Origin of the sequence: Curtobacterium sp. 260, from assembly GCF_030803485.1 — a bacterium.
In the GTDB taxonomy this organism is placed as follows: Bacteria; Actinomycetota; Actinomycetes; order Actinomycetales; family Microbacteriaceae; genus Curtobacterium.
This window is the reverse complement of the sequence record NZ_JAURUY010000019.1, coordinates 13701-34096: the sequence shown is the minus strand read 5'-3', so window position 1 is coordinate 34096 and position 20396 is coordinate 13701. Positions and strand designations below refer to the sequence as shown.

The 20396-nt window shown below is 72.5% G+C and carries 22 protein-coding genes; 10 read left to right on the top strand and 12 right to left on the bottom strand.

Annotated elements, in window-relative coordinates; all coding sequences use genetic code 11:
• Positions 1 to 359 precede the first annotated feature (359 nt).
• From rlmC to J2X59_RS15135, 5 genes are read right to left on the bottom strand one after another with little or no spacing between them, the layout of a single operon-like run.
• The gene (rlmC, locus tag J2X59_RS15155; RefSeq protein WP_326497220.1) at positions 360 to 1511 is read right to left on the bottom strand and encodes a 23S rRNA (uracil(747)-C(5))-methyltransferase RlmC; all 1152 of its coding nucleotides are present in this window, start codon (positions 1509 to 1511) and stop codon (positions 360 to 362) included.
• Positions 1512 to 1518: 7 nt separating this feature from the next.
• Positions 1519 to 2394 carry an SMP-30/gluconolactonase/LRE family protein gene (locus J2X59_RS15150; RefSeq protein WP_326497219.1) on the bottom strand — a complete coding sequence of 292 codons (876 nt, stop codon included), beginning with the start codon at positions 2392 to 2394 and terminating at the stop codon, positions 1519 to 1521.
• 37 nt (positions 2395 to 2431) lie between these two features.
• Positions 2432 to 3052 (bottom strand): DedA family protein, encoded by a 621-nt coding sequence (locus J2X59_RS15145; RefSeq protein ID WP_326497218.1) that lies wholly within the window; start codon positions 3050 to 3052, stop codon positions 2432 to 2434.
• Positions 3053 to 3089: 37 nt separating this feature from the next.
• Positions 3090 to 3776, bottom strand: coding sequence for a FadR/GntR family transcriptional regulator (locus J2X59_RS15140; RefSeq protein WP_326497217.1), 687 nt, complete (start codon positions 3774 to 3776; stop codon positions 3090 to 3092).
• Entirely contained in the window at positions 3773 to 4492 is a 720-nt protein-coding gene (locus tag J2X59_RS15135; RefSeq protein WP_326497216.1) for an SDR family oxidoreductase, read from the bottom strand. Before J2X59_RS15135 ends, J2X59_RS15140 begins: the two co-directional genes overlap by 4 nt.
• A 71-nt stretch (positions 4493 to 4563) precedes the next feature.
• On the opposite strand from J2X59_RS15135, the gene J2X59_RS15130 reads away from it, so the two are divergent.
• From J2X59_RS15130 to J2X59_RS15100, 7 genes are all read left to right on the top strand, one after another.
• Positions 4564 to 5319, top strand: a complete 756-nt coding sequence (locus J2X59_RS15130) for an SDR family NAD(P)-dependent oxidoreductase (protein ID WP_251159994.1) — start codon at positions 4564 to 4566, stop codon at positions 5317 to 5319.
• A 133-nt stretch (positions 5320 to 5452) separates the two neighbouring features.
• Entirely contained in the window at positions 5453 to 8380 is a 2928-nt protein-coding gene (locus J2X59_RS15125; protein WP_326497215.1) for a Na+/H+ antiporter subunit A, read from the top strand.
• Complete coding sequence (locus J2X59_RS15120) at positions 8377 to 8802, top strand: Na(+)/H(+) antiporter subunit C (protein WP_209684376.1); 426 nt, start codon at positions 8377 to 8379, stop codon at positions 8800 to 8802. Before J2X59_RS15125 ends, J2X59_RS15120 begins: the two co-directional genes overlap by 4 nt.
• The gene (locus tag J2X59_RS15115; protein ID WP_326497214.1) at positions 8799 to 10502 is read left to right on the top strand and encodes a Na+/H+ antiporter subunit D; all 1704 of its coding nucleotides are present in this window, start codon (positions 8799 to 8801) and stop codon (positions 10500 to 10502) included. The genes J2X59_RS15120 and J2X59_RS15115 overlap by 4 nt, the downstream gene beginning before the upstream one ends.
• Positions 10495 to 11076 carry a Na+/H+ antiporter subunit E gene (locus J2X59_RS15110; RefSeq protein WP_066651579.1) on the top strand — a complete coding sequence of 194 codons (582 nt, stop codon included), beginning with the start codon at positions 10495 to 10497 and terminating at the stop codon, positions 11074 to 11076. Before J2X59_RS15115 ends, J2X59_RS15110 begins: the two co-directional genes overlap by 8 nt.
• The gene (locus tag J2X59_RS15105; protein ID WP_066651577.1) at positions 11073 to 11414 is read left to right on the top strand and encodes a hypothetical protein; all 342 of its coding nucleotides are present in this window, start codon (positions 11073 to 11075) and stop codon (positions 11412 to 11414) included. Before J2X59_RS15110 ends, J2X59_RS15105 begins: the two co-directional genes overlap by 4 nt.
• The gene (locus J2X59_RS15100; protein WP_326497213.1) at positions 11411 to 11767 is read left to right on the top strand and encodes a cation:proton antiporter; all 357 of its coding nucleotides are present in this window, start codon (positions 11411 to 11413) and stop codon (positions 11765 to 11767) included. The genes J2X59_RS15105 and J2X59_RS15100 overlap by 4 nt, the downstream gene beginning before the upstream one ends.
• 1 nt (position 11768) lies before the next feature.
• On the opposite strand, the gene J2X59_RS15095 is transcribed toward J2X59_RS15100, so the two are convergent.
• The 3 genes from J2X59_RS15095 to J2X59_RS15085 all read right to left on the bottom strand — a co-directional run bounded on the left by J2X59_RS15095 (position 11769) and on the right by J2X59_RS15085 (position 14685).
• Positions 11769 to 12740, bottom strand: coding sequence for an NAD-dependent epimerase/dehydratase family protein (locus tag J2X59_RS15095; protein WP_326497212.1), 972 nt, complete (start codon positions 12738 to 12740; stop codon positions 11769 to 11771).
• 48 nt (positions 12741 to 12788) lie between these two features.
• Complete coding sequence (locus J2X59_RS15090; protein WP_326497211.1) at positions 12789 to 14027, bottom strand: MFS transporter; 1239 nt, start codon at positions 14025 to 14027, stop codon at positions 12789 to 12791.
• Positions 14028 to 14244: 217 nt separating this feature from the next.
• Entirely contained in the window at positions 14245 to 14685 is a 441-nt protein-coding gene (locus J2X59_RS15085) for a MarR family winged helix-turn-helix transcriptional regulator (RefSeq protein ID WP_066651571.1), read from the bottom strand.
• A gap of 46 nt (positions 14686 to 14731) precedes the next feature.
• Between J2X59_RS15085 and J2X59_RS15080 the strand changes: the two genes are divergently transcribed.
• Positions 14732 to 15967 (top strand): multidrug effflux MFS transporter, encoded by a 1236-nt coding sequence (locus J2X59_RS15080; protein ID WP_326497210.1) that lies wholly within the window; start codon positions 14732 to 14734, stop codon positions 15965 to 15967.
• Between the two features lie 52 nt (positions 15968 to 16019).
• Here J2X59_RS15080 and J2X59_RS15075 read toward each other — a convergent pair whose 3' ends face one another.
• Positions 16020 to 16745, bottom strand: coding sequence for a phosphatase PAP2 family protein (locus J2X59_RS15075; RefSeq protein WP_326497209.1), 726 nt, complete (start codon positions 16743 to 16745; stop codon positions 16020 to 16022).
• Positions 16746 to 16851: 106 nt separating this feature from the next.
• Positions 16852 to 17160 (bottom strand): Dabb family protein, encoded by a 309-nt coding sequence (locus J2X59_RS15070; RefSeq protein ID WP_081984546.1) that lies wholly within the window; start codon positions 17158 to 17160, stop codon positions 16852 to 16854.
• A gap of 126 nt (positions 17161 to 17286) precedes the next feature.
• On the opposite strand from J2X59_RS15070, the gene J2X59_RS15065 reads away from it, so the two are divergent.
• Complete coding sequence (locus tag J2X59_RS15065; RefSeq protein ID WP_326497208.1) at positions 17287 to 17643, top strand: VOC family protein; 357 nt, start codon at positions 17287 to 17289, stop codon at positions 17641 to 17643.
• Between the two features lie 69 nt (positions 17644 to 17712).
• Here J2X59_RS15065 and J2X59_RS15060 read toward each other — a convergent pair whose 3' ends face one another.
• The gene (locus J2X59_RS15060; RefSeq protein ID WP_326497207.1) at positions 17713 to 18600 is read right to left on the bottom strand and encodes an SDR family oxidoreductase; all 888 of its coding nucleotides are present in this window, start codon (positions 18598 to 18600) and stop codon (positions 17713 to 17715) included.
• A gap of 129 nt (positions 18601 to 18729) precedes the next feature.
• Here J2X59_RS15060 and J2X59_RS15055 point away from each other — a divergent pair, with 129 nt between their 5' ends.
• The gene (locus J2X59_RS15055; protein ID WP_326497206.1) at positions 18730 to 19548 is read left to right on the top strand and encodes an SDR family oxidoreductase; all 819 of its coding nucleotides are present in this window, start codon (positions 18730 to 18732) and stop codon (positions 19546 to 19548) included.
• Between the two features lie 90 nt (positions 19549 to 19638).
• Here the strand turns inward: J2X59_RS15055 and J2X59_RS15050 are convergent, their stop codons facing one another.
• The gene (locus J2X59_RS15050) at positions 19639 to 20370 is read right to left on the bottom strand and encodes a S1 family peptidase (RefSeq protein WP_066651557.1); all 732 of its coding nucleotides are present in this window, start codon (positions 20368 to 20370) and stop codon (positions 19639 to 19641) included.
• Between the last annotated feature and the right edge of the window lie 26 nt (positions 20371 to 20396).

Sequence of the window (20396 nt, the reverse complement as noted above, 5' to 3'; positions counted from 1 at the left end):
TTGATCGCTCCACCGGGACCACGGACCTGGTGCCCGCCTGAGCGGACCCGGTCGCCACTGCCCGTCCCGACCGATCGCGGTCGTGTCGTGGGGTGCGCCGCCGGGGGCAGTGGTCTCGTGCCGGTGGCGCTGGTCGGCAACCATAGGAAATTCGTGACTGTTATCAAACCGAGACAATGAGTTCTACCCGTGAGTGCTATGTCCCCCACCGGTCTTCCTGAGTGCCCCGATCACCATGGGCATGCAGATCGGTCTGTACCCGGGTACGTGACCTTGGCAGTTTCCTGGCAATGCTGCGGACGGGAGGCCCCTGGCGGCCTGGCAGCGAGCCTCCCGACCGCTGGCTGGTCGCGTCCTGGTCAGCGCCTGGACAGCAGCGTCACGGCCTCGAGGTGGCCGGTCTGCGGGAACATGTCGAGCACGCGCGCCCGCCGCAGGCGGAGCGACGGCATGCGCGCGAGGTCCTTCGCGAGGGTGACCGGGTTGCAGCTCGAGTAGACGACGTGCTCGACCTCGGACTCCTCGAGCCAGGTCGCGAGCGTCTCGCCGATGCCCCGGCGCGGCGGGTTCACCACCACCAGCTCGGGCAGCGCGTCCGGTCGGGCCCGGAGGGCGTGCTCCGTCGCGTCGTCCGCGGCGAAGCGGACGTCGATCAGCCCCGCCTCGCGCGCGGACTGCTTCGCGGAGCGGATCGCCTCCCGGCTCGTCTCGATCCCCGTGACGGCACGACCCGGGCGCGCTGCGTGCAGGGCGAACCCGCCGACACCGCAGTACAGGTCCCACATCGAGGCCGGCCCGACCTCGTCGATCCACGCCGACGCCTGGTCGTACAGCTGGCTCGCGACGCTCGTGTTCGTCTGGAAGAAGCTCTGCGGTCGGAGGTGCATCGCGATCGAGCCGAACCGCATCGGCAGCGTCTCCTGCTCGGTCAGCACGACCTCGCGTTCCCCCTCGGTGACGGCCTTGTGCTCCGGGAGCAGGTTCGCGGTGACCACGACCGCCTCGGGCAGGACCCGCCGCAGGGCGTCGAGGCGCTCACGCAGTCGTGGCAGCTGCCCTTCGGAGCGCAGCACGAAGCGCACCATGAGCTCGCCGTCCGGGGACTCGGTCACGAGCACGAACTTGAGCTCGCCCCGACGTGCGGCCACGTCGTACGGGATCAGCCCCGTGTCGGCGACGAAGTCCGCCAGGACCGGGAGCGCCCGTCGGATGCCCGGCGTGCAGATGCCGCAGTGCCGCAGGTCCACGCCGCGCTGCCGGTGGTCGAGGATCCCCACCGTGGGGCGCTGGACCGTGCCGCCGACGACCATCTTCGCCTTGTTGCGGTACCCGGACTCCGGGCTCGTGATCGCGGGCAACCACTCGATCGCCCCCGGGCCCCCTGCGGCCTCGACGGCGTCCCGCAGGAGTTCCCGCGTGCGGATCTCCTTGTCGAGCACCTGGTCGCCGTAGGGCTGTCCCATGAGTGTGCACGAGCGGCACACCCCCCGGTCGAAGTAGTCGCACTGCATGGCCGGGTCAGGATACGGCAGCGGCGTCCCGCGTCGTCGTCGCGATGCGGTACAGCGAGGTCGTCGCGGTCACGAAGAGCGTCGTGCCGTCGTCGCCGCCGAAGCACAGGTTCGACACGACCTCGGGCACGGCGACGTCGCCGATGCGGGCGCCGTCGGGTGCGAAGACCGTCACGCCCCGGTGGGTCGAGGACCACACGTTGCCGTGGACGTCGACCCGGATGCCGTCCGGCACGCCCTCGCCCTCGCCGAGCCGGGCGAACACCCGGCCGTTCTTCACGCGGTGGCCGTCGACGTCGTAGGCGCGGATGACCGGCTCGTGGGCGGACGAGCTGGCGACGTGGAGCACGCGCTCGTCGGGCGAGAACGCGAGACCGTTCGGTTCGTCGACGTCGAGCACCACGGGGCGCAGGTCCTCGCCGTCCGGTCCGCACCGGAACACCCAGTGGTCGCCGTACTCCCGCTCGCCCGGGTGTCCCTCACGCGGCTGGGTGATGCCGTAGGCCGGGTCGGTGAACCAGATCGAGCCGTCCCGCGTGACGACGACGTCGTTCGGCGAGTTCAACCGACCGTCCGCCCAGCCGTCGACGACCGCAGTGACGACGCCGCCCCGGTCGCGCTCGACGCGTCGCCGCCCGTGCGAGCACTGCACGACGGAGCCGTCGCGGTCCAGCGTGCGGCCGTTCGTGAACTCGACGTCCGACGCGTACACGGTCGTACCGCCGGTCTTCTGGTGCCACTCGAGGATCCGGTCGCCCGGGATGTCCGACCAGCGGACCGTCCGGTCGGACGGGATCCAGCACGGCCCCTCGGCCCAGGTGCTGCCGGTCGCGAGGCGCTCGACGGCGTCGGGGTCGGGGACGAGTTCGGTGAGGCTCGACACGGGTCCTCCTTCGGACGGTGCCCTCCACGCTACGGCGTCAGGCGGTCGCAGCGGCCTCGGCGCGGCGCCGCACGGCCTTCTCGACCGCGGAGATCGCGAGGCCGAGCAGGATCGACGCGACCACCGCGAGGGTCGTCACGAGGAACGGCTGCTCCCGGCTCCAGTGCCCGGTGGCCGCCGCGATCCCCACGCAGTAGGCCGCCCACACCACGTCGGCGACGAGGCAGCTGACCAGGAAGCGCCGGAGGTCGAGCCCGCTGTCCGCACCGACCAGGTTCGTCGTGAGGCGCCCCATCGGGATGAAGCGGCCGAGGACGGCGATGCGTCCGGGGGCCTTCCGGTACCGGGCGTCGATCGACTCCCGCGCCTTCCTGATCTTCGGCCGGCTGAACCACGACCGCGAGCCGAGGTCGACCGTCCGCGCCAGGTGCCAGAGCGCGACGTCGCCGAGCACCATCCCGATCGTCGCCGCGACCACCAGGACGAGCACGGGCAGGAACCCTCCGTCACCACCGACGAGCAGCGTGCCGATCGCGACGACGAGCGCCTGGCTCGGCAGGAACACCGCGACGCTGCCGGCGGCCAGCACGAGCCCGACCACGAGGAAGGCCCAGGGCGTCCCGACGAGCTGGAGCACCATCTCCTGCGCTGCGTCCACCGTTCACCTCCGTCGACGCGGGGTGCGCCGACAACGATCATCCCAGGTCCGGGCCCGGCCGGTGCTCGGTGCGCCGCACGATCTCGCGCATCACGTCGGCGGCCTCGTCCGACCGACCCCCGACGACCGCCTGCACGAGCGCGACGTGCAGGCCGACGTCGTGGCGGTCCGGCCGGATGCTCCCGCGCTCACGGAGCGCCTCCCCCACGACGCGGTGCAGCCGTCGGTACAGCGCGTTGCCGGACAGCTCCAGCACGAGGGAGTGCAGCCGGACGTCCGCGATCGTGAAGTCGACCCGGCGGTCCTCGGCCGCGGTGGACGCGAGCTCGTCCGCGGTGGCGAGGAGCGCCTCCCGTCCGGCCGAGCAGTCCTCGAGCGGTGCTCGTCGGGCCGCCGCGGCGGCCGCTGCCGGTTCCACGGCGACCCGCAGCTCGCGGAGCTCGACGGAGACCTGCGCCGCGTCGGGCCCCCGGAGCCGCCAGCGGACGACCAGCGGATCGAGGACGTCCCAGTCCGTGGGGTGGGCGACGACCACGCCGACGCGGGGGCGCGCACTGAGCATGCCGAGCGCGACGAGGACGCGGACCGCCTCACGGACGATGCTGCGGCTCGCGCCCGACCAGGCCACCAGGTCGTCGGTGCTCCGACGGCTCCCCGGCGCGAAGGTGCCGGTGACGACGGCGGTTCCGATCCCGTCGAGCACCCTGTCGAAGGCGCTCGTCACCGCTGCGCGACGGGTGACAGGACGAGCTCGTCGATGCAGACGTGGGCCGGCGCCCCGAGCACGAAGGCCACCGTGCGGCCGACGTCGTCGGGCTGCAGCATCCGAGCGCGCGCCGCCGCGTCGGGGACCTCGGGACGCTGGTCCAGGAAGTCCGTCGCGACGTCGCCCGGGCACAGGTGGGTGGCCCGCACGCCGTGCTCGGCCTCCTGCTGGTTGAGCGTCCGGACGATCGAGCCGAGGGCGGTCTTGCTCGCCGAGTACGCGACACCGGCACCGGGTTGGAAGGACCAGCCCGCGTAGGACGACACCACCACGACGACACCGCCCGCGTCCCGGAGCGCCGGCAGAGCAGCGTCGACCACCGTCACCACGGCGGTCGTGTTCGTGTCGAGGACGGCGCGGACGTCGGCGAGCGACTGGTCGTCCCACCGTCGCGCCGGCGAGTTCAACCCGGCTGCCAGCACCAGGCCGTCGATCCGGCCGTGCCGTCCGAGCACGGCGTCGCGTGCTGCGGGCACCGCGTCGCCGTCCGTCACGTCGAGCGGCACGACGTCCGCCGTCCCGCCGACCGCGCGGACCTCGTCCGCGACCTGCTCGAGTCGGTCCCGGCGACGCCCACTGAGCACCACCGTCCACCCGTCACGGGCTGCGGCCACCGCGCTCGCCGCCCCCATCCCGCTGCCGCCACCCGTGGTCCAGAGCACCTTCGCCGTCATGCTCGAATAGTATGATGATTCAAGGCACGGGCGCCCACCGTTGCCGGGACAGACCGACGACGGGAGCGACGATGCACCTCGACCTGACCGACCGCGTGGTGGTCGTCACCGGAGCCGGCCGGGGGATCGGCCGGACACTCGCGGCGCGGTTCGCCACCGAGGGGTGCCGCGTCGTCGCGTTCGACCTCGCCTTCGACGACGCCGGTGACGACGGCGTCGACCGTGTCGTCTGCGACGTCGCCGACCCGGCCTCCGTGCGTGCGGCCGTCGACGAGGTCGTCCGCCGGCACGGCACCGTCGACGTGCTCGTCAACAACGCGGGCATCAACGTCACCGGGACCGTCGCCGAGCTCGGCTGGGACGAGTGGCGACGGTGCATGGACGTGAACCTCGGGGGCACCTTCCTGGTCAGCCAGGCGGTCGCGCCGGTGATGCAGGCGGCCGGGCGCGGGCGGATCGTCAACGCCGCGTCGTTCGCGGCGATCGTGCCGAGCGTCGGCAGCGCGGCCTACGCGGCGTCGAAGGCCGCGGTGGTCTCGTTCACCCGCGTGCTGGCGTCGGAGCTCGGCCCGTGGGGCATCACCGTGAACGCCTACGCGCCCGGCATGGTGCCGACCGCGATGAACGGGTTCGCCGAGATGCCGCAGGCCGAGCAGGACCGGCTGCTCGACACCCTGTCGCTCCGGCGGTGGGAGACGCCCGACGACGTCGCCGACCTCCTGGTCTTCCTGGCGAGCGACGCGTCCGCCTACGTCACGGGCACACTGCTGGACGTCTCCGGCGGCAAGCTCGCGACGCAGATCCCGGCACGAGCGCACGGTCGCTGAGGCCGGACGCGGAGCAGAGTGGAGGGAACGCTCGCTCCGGCTGTCCGGTCGCTCAGGAAGTTGCCATCCGCCTCTCCGTAGGCTGTGAGGGCCCAGTGAGCCGGACTGCAGCCCGACCCCGAGGAGGTGCCCGATGGTCTCCGTCCTCGTCGCGTTCGCGATCGTCGCCCTGATCGTCCCCGCCCTGACCCCGCTGATGGGGCGCCGCGTGTTCTACGTCGCCGCCCTCGCCCCCGCCGCCGCCGCGGTGCTGACGATCGCCCAGAGCGACGCCGCACTCCACGGCGGGGTCACGAGCCGGTGGCAGTGGATCCCGGAGCTCGACCTGGCGCTGTCGTTGCGGATGGACGCCCTGTCGTGGGTCCTCGCCCTGGTGGTCTCCGTCGTCGGTGCGCTCGTGCTCGTCTACTGCGCGTCGTACTTCGAGCGGGACGAGCCCGGACTGGGCCGGTTCGCGTCCGTCCTGACCGCCTTCGCCGGGTCGATGTACGGCCTCGTCGTCGCCGACGACGTGATCGTGCTCTTCGTGCTCTGGGAGGCCACGACGGTCTTCTCGTACCTGCTCATCGGGCAGGACGCCGACAAGCGCGCGAGCCGTGCCGCCGCGATGCAGGCCCTCGTCGTCACGACCGCCGGCGGGCTGGCGATGCTCGCCGGACTCGTCGCCCTGTCCGTGACCGCGGGGACCACGAGCCTGTCGGGCATCATCGCGCAGGCACCGGAGCTCGTCGAGCGTCCGGGGCCGCTCGTGCCGGTCGCGGTGGTCCTCGTGCTCCTGGGCGCCCTGACGAAGTCGGCGATCGTCCCCTTCCACTTCTGGCTCCCGGCAGCGATGGCGGCGCCGACCCCGGTCAGCGCGTACCTGCACGCCGCGGCGATGGTGAAGGCCGGCATCTACCTGGTCGCCCGCCTGGCCCCGGCGTTCGCGCTGCTGACCGGCTGGCGCGAAACGATCACCGTGCTCGGCGTGCTCGGCATGCTCATCGGCGGCTACCGCGCGCTGCGCCAGACCGACGTGAAGCTGCTGCTCGCCTACGGGACGGTCGCGCAGCTCGGCTTCCTCGTGCTCGCCGCCGGGTGGGGCGCCCCGGCCGTCGCCCTGGGCGGGATCGCACTGCTCGTCGCGCACGCCACGTTCAAGTCGACGCTGTTCCTGGTCGTCGGAGCCGTCGACCACGCGACCGGCACCCGCGACCTCCGGAAGCTCAGCGGTCTCGGGCGGAAGCTGCCGTGGCTCGTCGTGGTCAGCGTCCTCGCGCTCGCGTCGATGGCGGGCATCCCGCCGACGATCGGCTTCGTCGCGAAGGAGGCCGTCCTGACCGGCTTCGTCGAGGAGCTCCACGGACCGCAGGCGGCCTGGGCGTGGATCGCGCTCGTCGGGGTGACCCTCGGCTCGCTCCTCACCGTCGCGTACTCGCTCCGCTTCCTCTGGGGCACGTTCGCCCGGAAGTCCGGCGTGGCCGACACCGAGCCGCACGGCCTGCACGGACTCGGTGTCGTGCCGTCCGTCCTCGCCGTCGCCGGACTCACGCTCGGCCTGCTCACGCCCGTCGTCGCGCACGGCGTCGAACCCGCTGCCACCGCCGCGGCCCTGCCCGAGGGCGAGGTTCCGCACCTGGCGCTCTGGCACGGCCTGGAGCCCGCGCTCGGCCTCTCCGCGATCACGCTCGTCGGCGGCGTCCTCCTGTTCCTGGCACGACGCCGGGTCGAGGCCCTGCAGCACCGACTCTCCGGGTCACCGAGCGCGGCCGACACCTACCGGAAGACCATGCGTGGGCTCGACCGCCTGGCGACCGGGCTCACGGCCGGCGTCCAGCGCGGTTCGCTCCCCTACTACCTGACCGTGATCCTGTCGGTGTTCGTCGCCGGCGCCCTGGCGAACCTGGTGCTCGGCGGCCCGTGGGCGTTCCGCGTGCGCTTCGCCGACTCGTGGGGCCAGGTACCGGTCGTCGCCGTGATGGCCGTCGCCGCGATCGCGGTGCTGACCGCGAAGACCCGGTTCGCCGCCGCCGTGCTCGTCGGCGTCACCGGCTACGGGATGTCCGTGCTCTTCGTCCTGCACGGTGCGGTCGACCTCGCGCTCACCCAGCTCGTGGTCGAGACCGTCACGCTCATCGCGTTCGTGCTGGTGCTCCGCCGGCTCCCCCCGCGGATCGCCACGGCCAACCCGTCGCGCTTCCGGATCGTGCGGGCCCTGTTCGCCGGCCTCGCGGGAGCCACCCTGGCCGTCGTCGTGGTCGTCGCGGCCTCGGCACGGAACAGCACCCCGATCTGGCCGGACATCCCGGCGCTCACGAAGTCCTTCGGTCACGGCCTGAACGTCGTGAACGTCGCCCTCGTGGACCTGCGCGGCTGGGACACGCTCGGTGAGCTGACCGTCGTCGTCGCCGCGGCCACGGGTGTCGCGAGCCTGATCTTCCTCGATTCGCGCGAGGACACCCTGCCGCGGCTGCGCGACCTGCCGGCGACCGTGACCAGCGACAAGCACCGCCCGGACGGCGAGCCCCGCGCCTGGCTGCCGACGAGCGCGGCGATCCCGACCGGTCGCTCGGCCCTGCTCGACGTGGTCGTCCGCCTGCTCTTCCACGGCCTCGTCGTGCTCTCGCTCTACCTGCTCTTCGCCGGGCACAACACGGCCGGCGGCGGCTTCGCCGGCGGACTCGTCGCCGGCATCGCGCTGGCCGGTCGGTACCTGGCGGGCGGTCCCGCGGAGCTCGGCGCCGCCGCGCCCGTCCGCGCCGGTCGCCTGCTCGGCCTCGGCGTCGCCACCGCGGCCACGACCGCGATCGTCCCGCTGTTCTTCGGGAAGGAGGCCCTGTACTCCGCGTTCTTCGAGGCGACCGTCCCCGTGCTCGGGCACGTCGAGTTCGTCACCGCGACGTTCTTCGACATCGGGGTCTACCTGGTGGTCGTCGGGCTCGTCCTCGACGTGCTCCGGAGCCTCGGTGCCGAGGTCGACCGGCAACGGCTCGAGGACTCGCGGGCGCGCATCACCGACACCACGGAGGGCGACGTCGACGACAACGCCGCCGCCGCGACCCCGGAGGGGAGTGCCGTATGACCATCACCCTGGTCCTCGTCATCGCGATGGCGGTGCTGTTCTCGTGCGGCGTGTACCTGCTGCTGGAGCGGTCGCTGACCCGGATGCTGCTCGGGTTCCTGCTGCTCGGCAACTCCCTGAACCTGCTGTTGCTCATCATGTCCGGCGCGGCGGGCAAGCCCCCGATCGGCGGCTCGTCCGAGGGCATCACCGACCCGCTCCCCCAGGCGTTCGCCCTGACCGCGATCGTCATCACCTTCGCGGTGAGCGCGTTCCTGCTCGCCCTCATCCACCGCTCGTGGAAGCTGTCCCGCGCCGACGAGGTCGAGGTCGACGAGGCCGACGTCGCGATCGGCAAGGACCGCGACGACGATCCCGCGGACGACGACCCCGAGATCGACACCGACCCCGAAGCGGTCCAGAACGAGGAGGCCTCGCGATGACCTGGCTCGTCCCCCTGCTCGTCCTCGTCCCGCTGCTCGGCGCCGCCATCGCGCTCGGCCTCCTGCGGCACCAGAAGCTCCAGCGGGCCATCACGGTCGCGGTGCTCGCGGTGGCCGTGGTCGTGGCCGCCACGCTCATGGTGCTCGTCGACCAGCACGGCACCATCGTCGTGCAGGTCGGCGGGTGGCAGGCACCGTACGGCATCTCGCTCGTCGTCGACCGGCTGAGCGCCCTGCTCCTCACCGTGAGCGCGAGCGTGCTCCTGCTCGTGCTGCTCTTCTCGATCGGCCAGGGACTCGCGGCCGACGACGAGGACGCCCCCGTCACGATCTACTACCCGACCTACCTGGTGCTGGCCGCCGGAGTGCTCGACGCGTTCCTGGCGGGCGACCTGTTCAACCTCTACGTCGCGTTCGAGATGCTCCTGGTGGCGAGCTACGTGCTCATCACCCTGGGCGGCAGCGAGCAGCGCGTCCGCGCCGGCACGACCTACATCATCACGAGCCTGATCGCCTCGGCGCTGTTCCTCGCATCCATCGGCCTGGTCTACGGCGCGACCGGCACCGTGAACATCGCGCAGATCTCGGAGCGCGTCGCCGGGCTCCCCGAGCACGTGCAGCTCCTGCTCCACACGATGCTGCTCATCGCCTTCGGCATCAAGGCCGCGGTGTTCCCGCTCGCCTTCTGGCTGCCGGACTCGTACCCGACCGCACCGGCCCCGGTCACCGCGGTGTTCGCCGGACTCCTCACGAAGGTCGGCATCTACGCGATCATCCGGCTCGAGACGATCATCTTCCCGAGACCACAGCTCAACACGGTGCTGCTCGTGGTCGCGGTGCTCACGATGATCGTCGGTGTGCTGGGGGCCGTGTCGCAGACCGACGTGAAACGACTGCTGTCCTTCACGCTCATCAGCCACATCGGCTTCATGGTGATGGGCGTCGGGCTCGGTTCCGTCGTCGGCACCGCCGCGGCCGTGTTCTACACGGTGCACCACATCGTCGTGCAGACCACGCTGTTCCTGGTGTCGGGGGTGATGGAACGCGTGGGCGGCACGACCTCGACCCGGTCGCTCGGCGGGCTGCTCAAGGCCGCACCGCTCCTCGCCGCGCTCTACCTGGTCCCGGCGTTCAACCTCGGAGGCATCCCGCCGTTCTCCGGGTTCATCGGCAAGCTCGGCCTGTTCCGCGCCGCGGCCGAGGACGGCTCCCCGATCGCCTGGGTGACGGTCGGTGCCGGCGTGGTGACGAGCCTCCTGACCCTGTACGCGCTGATGCGCGTCTGGGACGCCGCCTTCTGGCGGCCCAAGCCGGCCGCCGAGGCGGCGGCACCGCACGCCAGCACGGCCGAGCCGCACGCGCACCTGCGGTCGCCGGAGCCGGCGCCGCTGACCGTCTCCGAGGAGACGGGCGAGGCGTACCACCCGGGAGGCTCGACCACCGTCACCGACGCGGCGCACGCGAGCAGTGCCTCCGGTCCGGCCACCGGCCAGACCCCCGCGGTCGAGCCGTCGGTGCACACGCCGCTGCCCCGGATGCTCGTCGCCGTCACGACGGTGGCGGTCCTCGGGTCGGTCGCGCTCACCGTCGTCGCCGGTCCGCTCTACGGTTACGCGACCCGCGCAGCGGAGTCACTCGAGTCGCCGGACCGCTACGTGCAGGCCGTCCTGGGCAGCACGGACGGAGGCGCTGATGAGTGACACCCGCCGCATCTCGAACGCCCGACGGATCGCCCTCGCCTGGCGCTACGACGTGCCGCTCGTCGCCGGACTGACCGTGCTCTGGGCGCTGCTGTGGGGATCCTGGAGCGTCCTGACGCTGCTGTGCGGCGTGGTCGTCGCGCTCCTCGTCACGCAGCTGCTCCCGCTGCCGCCCGTCCCCCTGTCGAAGCGGTTCTCGCTGCCGCGCGCACTGTGGTTCCTGGTGGTGTGGGCCGGGCACGTCGTCGTCGCCTCGTTCCGGGTGGCCTGGGCGGCCGTCCGACCGCGCGGCGTCCGGCAGAGCTCGATCGTGCTCGTGCAGCTGCACACCACGTCGGAGATGACCTTCACGCTCGCCACCCTGGCGATCTCCCTCGTGCCCGGGTCGTACGTCGCCGACGTCGACCTCCCCCGCCGTCGCCTGCTCATCCACGTGCTCGACACCGAGCGCCGTGAGCAGGTCGACCAGGAGCGGCGGACCGTCGCACGCATCGAGGAGCTCGTCATCCGCGCCATCGGGTCGAAGCAGGACGTCTCCGAACTCGCCGAGCCGCTGCCGGAGGTGACCCGGTGAGCGCCGCGGTCGTCGTCATGGCCGTCGGGATCGCGCTCGTGCTCGTCCTGCTCGGCGCCACGCTCGCGCTGGCCGTCGGGCGGATCGTCCGCGGACCGACGATCCTCGACCGGATGATCGGCTCCGACATGGTGCTCACCACCGCGCTCGTGGTGATCGCCGCGGCGATGGTGGTCCGGCGCGACCTGACCGCCGTCCCGGTGCTGGTCGTCATCGCGGCGACGAGCGTCTTCGCGACCATCGCCGTCGCACGGATCGTCACGCCCTCGTCGGACCCGTCCGACGAGGGGATCGACGTGACCACGCCGGAGCACGCCGCCGAGGAGGAGTCGAAGTGATCGAGATCCTGCAGTCCTTCGTCGACGGGGCCGGCGTCCGCGCGTGGATCGCCCTCGTGCTGATGCTCCTCGCCGCGGCGCTGTCGTTCGGCGCCGCCGTGGGCATCGTCCGGTTCCGGGACCCCCTCGTCCGGCTGCACGCGATGGCGAAGCCGCAGGTGCTCGGGTTGGCGCTCGCCCTGGCCGCGATCGTCGTGGCGGTGTGGACCTGGACGGCGTTCTGGGTCGTGCTGCCGGTGCTCGTGTTCCAGCTCTTCCTGGTGCCGGTGTCGACCCACATGATCGCGCGTGCCGGGCTGCGGTCGAACGACTACCGGCACGAGGACCTGCTGGTCGACGACACCGAGGACTGACTCACCCGGCGACGCGGACCGCATCCTCGTCGTCGTCCGAGAGCCCGGCGCCGTGCGGGTGGACCGGCTGGAGCTGCTCCCACGCGAGCGTGTCCGCCAGCGTCTCGGCGAGCGGCCTCCGGGTCAGCCCGGCCGCACGCGCGCGGTCTGCCGGTCGGTCGTTCATGCCCTGGTGGTCGTCGTCGGGGATCCACAGCGGCAGGGACCGCTCCCCCGCCCACGGAGCCACCCCGCGCGCGAGGAGCACCTCGTCCGGCAGCGGCTCGACCGGGACGTCCACGGCCGCTGCGACCCGTGCTTCCTCGAGGTGCTGCCCCAGCGTGACGACCTCGCCGGGGACGTCGTGGACACCCGCTCGTCGGCCCTCGGCCGCTCCGACGAGCCATCCCGCCAGATCGCGGACGTCGATCACCGAGGTGGGTCGATCCGTGCGCGCCGGGACCACCACCGCGCGGCCGATCTCGGCTGCACGGGCGAACCGCCACGGCCAGTAGCCGGAACGTCCGGTGTGGTCACCTGGTCCGCCGACGAGCCCGGCCCGCGCGATCGAGGCGCGCTCGGGGCCGAAGGCGTCGAGGACCGCACGTTCGCACGCCACCTTCGCGGCGCCGTACTCGGCGGGGTCGTCCGACGGCTCGAGCACGGCGGCGTGCTCGTCGGCACCGCGCTCGGCCTGCGAGGCGTAGACGCTCACGGTCGACACGAGGACGTACCGGTCGGCGACGGGCTCGAGGTCACGGGCTGCGCGACGGACGTGCTCCGGGGTGCGGGAGACGTCGACGACCGCGTCCCATCGCTCGCTGGCGACCCCGGTCAGGGCGTCGTCGCGGTCCCGGTCGGCCCGCACGAGTCGGGCGCCGGTGGGGACGTCCGAGCCGCGCGCGACGCACGTGACGTCGTGGCCGGTGTCGAGGGCGTGCTGCACGACGGTCCGGCCGAGCCAGGCGGTGCCGCCGAGGACGAGGATGCGCATGCAGTCCAGCCTGCACCGAGCGGCGACCGACGGCGCGCGGCGACCGGGTCAGGCGGTCGCGGCCGCCGGAGCGCCCTCGCGGCGGGCGAGCAGCAGGTCCGCCACGGCGGCGACGACGACCAGCGCGGCGGCGTACGCGGGGAACGCCATCGCGGCACCGGTGCCCGCACGCTCGGCGACCTCGCCGACCACGGCCGACGCGACCGACTGTCCGACGATGACCGCCGAGCCGAGGATCGTCATCGTGGTCGCCGAACGGCCGACTGGCGACCGGTCCGATCCCAGGCTGTACTGCGCGACGAGCGTCGGGCCGATGCCGATGCCCATGACACCGAGCACGAGGACGACCGCCACGACGGAGTCCGCCCGGCTGAAGGCGATCGCGCCGCCCAGCAGCACGACCCCGAACACGAGCCAGCGCCAGGTGACACCGAACCGCTGTGGGAACGCCGCCGATCCGAGTGCGAGTGCGGCGGATCCGATCCCCATCACGCCGTACAGCAGGCCGGCCTGGGACGCCTCGCCCTGCTGTTCCGTGAAGGCCGTCAGCGAGGTCAGCGTCGACCCGAAGAAGAGGCCGATGCCGAGGATCCCGACGACGACCACGAGGAGTCGCGGACGGAGCAGCTGCCGGGCCGGGGCGCGCGTCTCCTGTGCCGGCCCACCGACGACGAGGGCGCCGGTCGGGTGCAGCGCGAAGGCGGTGACGAAGACGAAGGTCAGTACCGATGCACCGGCCACGGCCACCCACGGCGCGATCGTGCTCGCGAGCAGGCCGACCAGGAACGGTCCGACGATGAAGACGGTCTCGTCCGCGGCCGACTCGTACGCCATCGTGCCGCTGAAGACCTTGTCGCGGCGTGCCGGGGACATGCGCTGGCGGATGATCGCCACGAGTCGCGTGCGGGACATCGGTGCGACCTGCGGTGCGGTCGCGCCGATCAGGAACGACATCGCCAGGACCGCGAGGTCGGGCGCGGTGCTCGCGACCACGATCGGCAGGACGCCGAGCAGGACGGCGTTCGCGAGTCCGACGGGGACGAGGACGGCCCGCTGGCCGAAGCGGTCGGCGGCCGCACCGACGAGCGGCCCGAAGATCGCCGAGCCGATGCCGACGAAGGCGGAGTTGATGCCGCCGAGGGCGACGGAGTCACGGGACGCGACGACGAGGGTGAGGACACCGACGACCATCATCGCGAAGGGCAGACGGGCGATGAACGCGATCGGGAAGTACCACCGACCGGCGAGGGAGACGAGGGACGCGTCGGAGCGTCGGGGTTGGAGCATGAGGGGGTGTGCCTTCTGGGGCCCGGCCTGATCCGGCGGCGGGCCCATCGGGTGCCGCCGCTGTCCGTCGGTGGGGCCGACGGCCGGTAGATACACACTGCTTGCTGTTGTGTCCCTCCAGGGTACCAAGCCCGTCCGGACGGCACGCGGGGTCGGGACCTGCCACGGGTCGGCCGGGAGGCGCGTGGCGGGGCCGCCACGCGCCTCCCGGCCGTCGTCAGCCGCGTCGCAGGCCGTCGTCGATGCGTGCCAGCAGGTCAGCCGCGGCGCCGAGGCCGCTGTCGTCGCCACCGAGGGCGGCGCGGAGCCGACCCGCCCAGTGCGCGTGCAACCGCGCGATGCTGTCGTGGGCGAGGGCGGTGGGGTGCAGCTGCACGGTCCGGGCGTCGCCCGGATCGGTGCGGCGCTCGACCATGCCCTTCGCGACGAGCGAGCGGAGCGCGACGCTGCAGTTGCTGCGCTGCAGCGCCGTGGCGTCGGCCACGGCACTCGGGGACGCACCCGGGTTCCGGTGCACCCAGCGCATCACGAGCGCCTCGGTGCCGGTCAGCGGGACGATGTCGAGCGCGTGCGGGCCGTGCGGGTCGACCTCGCGACCGATGCGCAGGACGACGTCGGCGAACTCGGCGAGGGCGTCGTCGGAGACCGCTGGTGCCATGTCGTCACTGTACCGTCCAGCGACAATGAGTTATGGTTTCATAACCATGACGACGGACACCGGATCCATCCGCGCCACCACGGCGACGCCCTCCACCCGCCCCACGGGCATCACGACTCCCCTGCTGCTCGTGCTCGGCTTGCTCAGCGCGGTCGCCCCCTTCGCGACCGACCTCTACCTGCCGGCGTTCCCGCGGATGACCACGGAGCTGTCCGCCTCGGCGACGACCGTGCAGTTCACCCTGACGGCGTTCCTGGTCGGCGTGACCGCGGGGCAGCTCGTGTTCGGGCCGCTGTCGGACCGTTTCGGCCGCGTGCCCCCGCTCCTCGCCGGCGCCGCGCTCTGCGTCCTCGCGAGCGCCGCAGCGGTGCTCGCGCCGAACGTGGCGGTGCTCGTCGTCGCCCGGCTGCTGCAGGGCCTCGGCGGGGCGGCCGGCATGGTGATCGGCCGCGCCGTGATCTCCGACCTGGCGACCGGCAAGCCCGCCGCCCGCGCCTTCTCGCTCATGATGATCGTCGGCGGGGTCGCGCCCGTGGTGGCACCGCTCCTCGGCGGTCTGCTCACCGGACCGATCGGGTGGCGCGGACTGCTGACGATCGTGCTCGGCCTGTCGGTGCTGATGCTCGTCGCCGTGCTCGCCGTCGTTCGGGAGACGCACCTGCGCTCGCGGCGTGACGCGCTCCGGGCCGAGCGCGTGGCGTCCGGTTCCCCGCTGCGGGCCCTGAGGTCGCGGACCTTCGTCGGCTACACCGCGGTCTTCGGCTTCGCGTTCGCGGTGATGATGGCGTACATCTCGGCGTCACCGTTCCTGTACCAGGGCATGCTCGGGCTCGACACCGTCGGCTACGGGCTCGCCTTCGGTCTGAACGCACTCGCGCTGATGGGCGTGAGCATCCTGTCGGCGAAGCTCACCGCGACCCGCTCGGTCGAGGGCGTCCTGACGCTCGGCATCGCCCTCGTGGTGGCGTCCACCGTGGCGTTCGCGCTGCTCGTCGTGACCGGGGCACCCGTCCTCTGGCTCGCGGTGCCGCTCTTCACGGCGGTCGGGTCGCTCGGCCTCGTGCTCGGGAACGCGACGGCGCTGGCGCTCAGCGCGGTCCCCGGGGTCGCCGGCAGCGCCTCGGCCGTGCTCGGCGCCCTGCAGTTCGGGCTCGCGGCGCTCGTGTCGCCGCTCGTGAGCATCGGGGGCGAGGACACGGCGGCGCCGCTCGCGGTCGTCATGCTCGCGGCCGCCGTGGTCGCCGTCGTCGCGCTCGTGGCGGCGCGGCGCAGCCGGGCGTAGCAGCGCAGCGTAGCCGGGCGTAGCGGCGCGGGGCCGCGGGGCCGTGCGCCGCTCAGTGGCGGCGCCCGAGCGGTACCGCGGCACCCTCACGCGGGCGGAGGAACGGGATGCGGGGCATCGCCCAGTCGACCCACACGACCCGGGCCGCCGGCGCGACCGCGAGCGCCCAGAGGATCGAGGCCGCCGCGTCCGTCGGGTAGTGCACGGCGTCGATCGAGACCGACAGGAACACGACCACGATCGCCACGACACCGGCGACCCGGGCGACCTGGTGCCACCGCGTCTCGCGGACGACCCACACGAGCGCGATCACGAACGCCGTGATGTAGACCGTGTGCCCGCTCGGGTACCCGGGGTCGGGCTGGACGGGGAACGGGTGCGGCAGCAGTGCCACGTCGGGCCGGGCGCGGTGGACGATCTCCTTGACGACGGCGGACGGCAGCCACGTGATCGCGATCGTCATGCCGAAGCCCAGGGCCGGACGGAGGTCCCGTGCCCGCCACCAGATGACACCAGCGACGACGAACGTGATCGCGATCGCCGGCACCGGGCTGATGACGTGGTAGACCGCCGTCGTGAACGTACCGAGCGCGCCGGTGTGCAGCGTGTTGAACGCCTTCGCGAGCCCCGCGTCCACCGAACCGAGGAAGAACCCGATCACCGTCAGCACGACCACGGCCCCGATGCCGATCGTGACGGTCGCCAGCGGGTGGGGGTTCGGCTCGAGGATGCCGACGACGTCGGCCCTCCTGCGGCGGCGCTCGGGCTCGGTGCTCATCCGCCCATCGTCCCAGGGAGAGCCGCTCGTGCCCGGCACGCGCGGCCCGCGCAGATCAGAGACCGCTCAGCCTGACGCTCGTGGCCCGGCGGAGGACGTCCCCGGCTCAGTCCTCGACGTCGAACACGACGACGCGGCTGCTGCCGGCGCCGATGTGGTCGGCGACCGGACGGTGCTCCGGGTGCGGCAGGTACCCGGCGAGCGCCTCGCGGTCACGGAAGCGCACGGTGAGCATCCAGTCGAACCCGCCCTCGAGGCCCTCGGTGCTGATGCTCGGCCCGGAGTGCACCGACTCCACCCCGTCGATGCGGGGCAGGTGGTCACGGCAGAGCGCATCCGCCTGGACGGCGTGCTCGCCGACCCCGTCCCGCGCTGCGTCCCACTGCACCAGCACCACGTGCGTCACACCAGCCATGCCCTGCTCCCGTCGTCACGGCCCACACTGCCACCCGAGCACTGGGACACCACCCCGCCTGTGTCCGCACGCAACCACGCGACCTACCGTCGGCCGGGTACGAGACGGCACGACGAGAGGAACACCATGGCAAGCGGAGTGGCAGCGGTCTGGGTACCGGTCAGTGACATGCAGCGCGCGGTCGCGTTCTACCGTGACGCGCTCGGCCTGACGGTCGCGAGCGAGGACGACGACTGGAGCGAGATCGACGCGCACGGCCTGCGCATCGGCCTGAACGGTCGGGAGTCGGCGGGCCCGTCGAGCGGCGGCGGCGCGGTCGTCTCGTTCCAGCCGGACGGCAGCATCGAGGATGAGGTCGCCGACCTGCGGTCGAAGGGCGTCGAGTTCGCGGGTGACGTCAGCGAGCACCCGTGGGGCAAGATCGTGCCCTTCAAGGACAGCGAGGGCAACGACCTGCAGCTGTACTCGCCGCCGCAGGGCTGACGCGACGACCCGCAGACGGGAGGCGCGGTGCCAGCTGGCACCGCGCCTCCCGTCCTCATACAGCGCCGTCTAGAACGCGGGCGTCCCGCCGGCGATCGTGATGGTCGAGCCGGACTGGTAGCTCGACTCCGGGCTGACGAGGTGCACGTACGCGGCTCCGAGCTCGGCCGGCTGGCCGGGGCGGCCGAACGGCGACTGCTCGCCGAAGTGCGACACCGTCTCGGCGTCGTCGGACCCTGGCTGCAGCGGCGTCCACACCGGACCCGGCGCGACCGAGTTGACACGGATGCCCTTCGGGGCGAGCTGCTGCGCGACGGCCTCGGTGAAGGTCTTGACCGCGCTCTTCGAGATCGCGTAGTCGATCTTGTCGGGCGACGGGGTCGCTGCCTGGATCGATCCGGTCGTGACGATCGTCGAGCCGGGCTCGAGGTGCGGCACTGCGGCCTGCGTCAGCCAGAACAGCGAGTAGATGTTCGTCTTGAACGTCGAGTCGAAGTGCTCGGTGGTCAGCGACAGGATGTCGTCGTTGCTGTCCATGCGACCGGCGACCATGACGAGGGTGTCGAGCCCGCCGAGCTCGTCGACCGCCTTCTGCACGAGGTCCTTGCAGTACTGCTCGTCGGAGATGTCCCCGGGGACGAGGACGGCCTTGCGGCCCTCGGACTCCAGGAGGTCGCGGACCCGCTCGGCGTCCTCCTGCTCGTCGGGCAGGTAGGAGAGGACGAGGTCGGCACCCTCACGGGACATCGCGATGGCGGCGGCGCGGCCGATGCCGGAGTCCGCACCGGTCACGATGCCGCGGAAGCCGGTCAGCCGTTCCTTGCCGACGTAGCTCTGCTCGCCGTGGTCGGGCTCCGGGTCCATCTTCCACGCGGCACCCGGCAGGGACTGCTCCTGCTTCGGGAACGGCGGCTTCGGGTAGAGGGAGTTCGGGTCGCGCTTCTCGTACTGGCTCATGGGGCCATGGTGCTCGCGGGCTGCTCCGTGCCGGTCCAGTCGGCCTCCTGTCACCCGGGCACCCAGGTCGCGCCCGGGCGACGGGCGTTGCCTGCTCGCGGTCACCCGATCAGCAACTGGAGGCAGCGAATGGCCAAGACCTGGTTCATCACCGGAGCATCGAAGGGCTTCGGCCGCGAGTGGGCGGAGGCCGCCCTGGAGCGCGGGGACTCCGTCGCGGGCACTGCCCGGGACACCGACGACGTGCAGGCACTCGTCGAGCAGTACCCGGACACCTTCCTGGCGATCCGGCTCGACGTCACCGACAAGGCCGCCGACACCGCTGCGGTGCAGCAGGCCGCGGAGCACTTCGGCCGGCTCGACGTCGTCGTGAACAACGCGGGTTTCGGCCACTTCGGCATGGTCGAGGAGCTCACCGAGGACGAGGTCCGCGCGCAGCTCGAGACGAACTTCTTCGGCGCGCTCTGGGTCACGCAGGCGGCACTGCCGATCATGCGCGAGCAGGGCTCGGGCCACATCGTGCAGGTCTCGAGCATCGGCGGCATCAGCGCGTTCCCGACGGTCGGCGCGTACCACGCGTCGAAGTGGGCGCTCGAGGGCCTGTCCCAGTCCCTGTCGCAGGAGGTCGCGGGGTTCGGCATCTCCGTCACCCTCGTCGAGCCGGGCGGCTTCTCGACCGACTGGTCCGGCCCGTCCTCGAAGCACAGCGAGGAGCTCGACGCCTACGCGGACGTCCGCGAGGCCGCCTCGAAGCGTCCGTCCGCATCGGACCCGGGCAAGCCCGAGGCGACCCGCTCGGCGATCCTCAAGGTCGTCGACGCCGAGCAGCCGCCGCTGCGCGTCTTCTTCGGCAAGGCGCCGCTCGGCATCGCCGAGCAGGACTACGAGTCGCGGCTCGCGACGTGGCGCGAGTGGCAGCCGGTCGCCGAGGAGGCACACGGCGCCTGAGCGCCCACGTCGCCGACGTCGCCACGTGTCGGACGGGAGGCTCCCCACCAGCTGGTGGGGAGCCTCCCGTCCGACGGTGGGTCGCGTCGGTCAGACGCCCGCCGTCGACCGGATCCACGAGGACGACTGCGACAGCAGTGCGTAGTTCGACCCGGCCGTCGTGTCCGCACCGGGGTCGGCGCTGTCGCCGGTGGAGCACACCGCGACGACCTTGCCGTTGACCAGGAGCGGGCCGCCGGAGTCGCCGTGGTTCGACGCTCCGGTGACGCCGGTGACGTGCTGCGCCTTGCCGCTGTAGGCGTCGCGCGTCGCACCCGTGAGCGACACGGTCGCCTGGTACAGCCCGTCCGACTGCTGCGCGTTCGCCCGCAGGCCGTAGCCCTGGATCACGCCGGTCCCGCTCGACTTCGCCGCGGCGGTCAGGTCGAGGGGGGCGTAGGTCGACAGCGCGTAGGTGCTGCGCAGGTGCACGAGCGCGATGTCCCCGGCCGGCGCGGCGCTGACGCGGTCGATCGCGACGGCGGTGCCGCGGTTCGTGGTGGAGTTCGAGTGGTAGACGTTCATCGCGCCGATGCCGTCGATGCAGTGGCGGGCGGTGACGATCCACGAGGCGTTGATCTGCTCGCCGGTGCAGTTGCTGACGTACCCGGACGGGATGGTGCCGCCGGACGCCTCGAGCTGGACGGCCCAGGTGGTCGTGGGTGCCTTCTCACCGCCGACGACCTCGGTGCCCGCGGGCAGCGCGGAGGCGGGGGTGGCGGCGAACACGCCGCCGGCGACGACGGCCACGGCGGCGAACGCCGCTGCGAGGGTGTGCTTCACGGGGACTCCTCTGTTCCTGGCTCCTG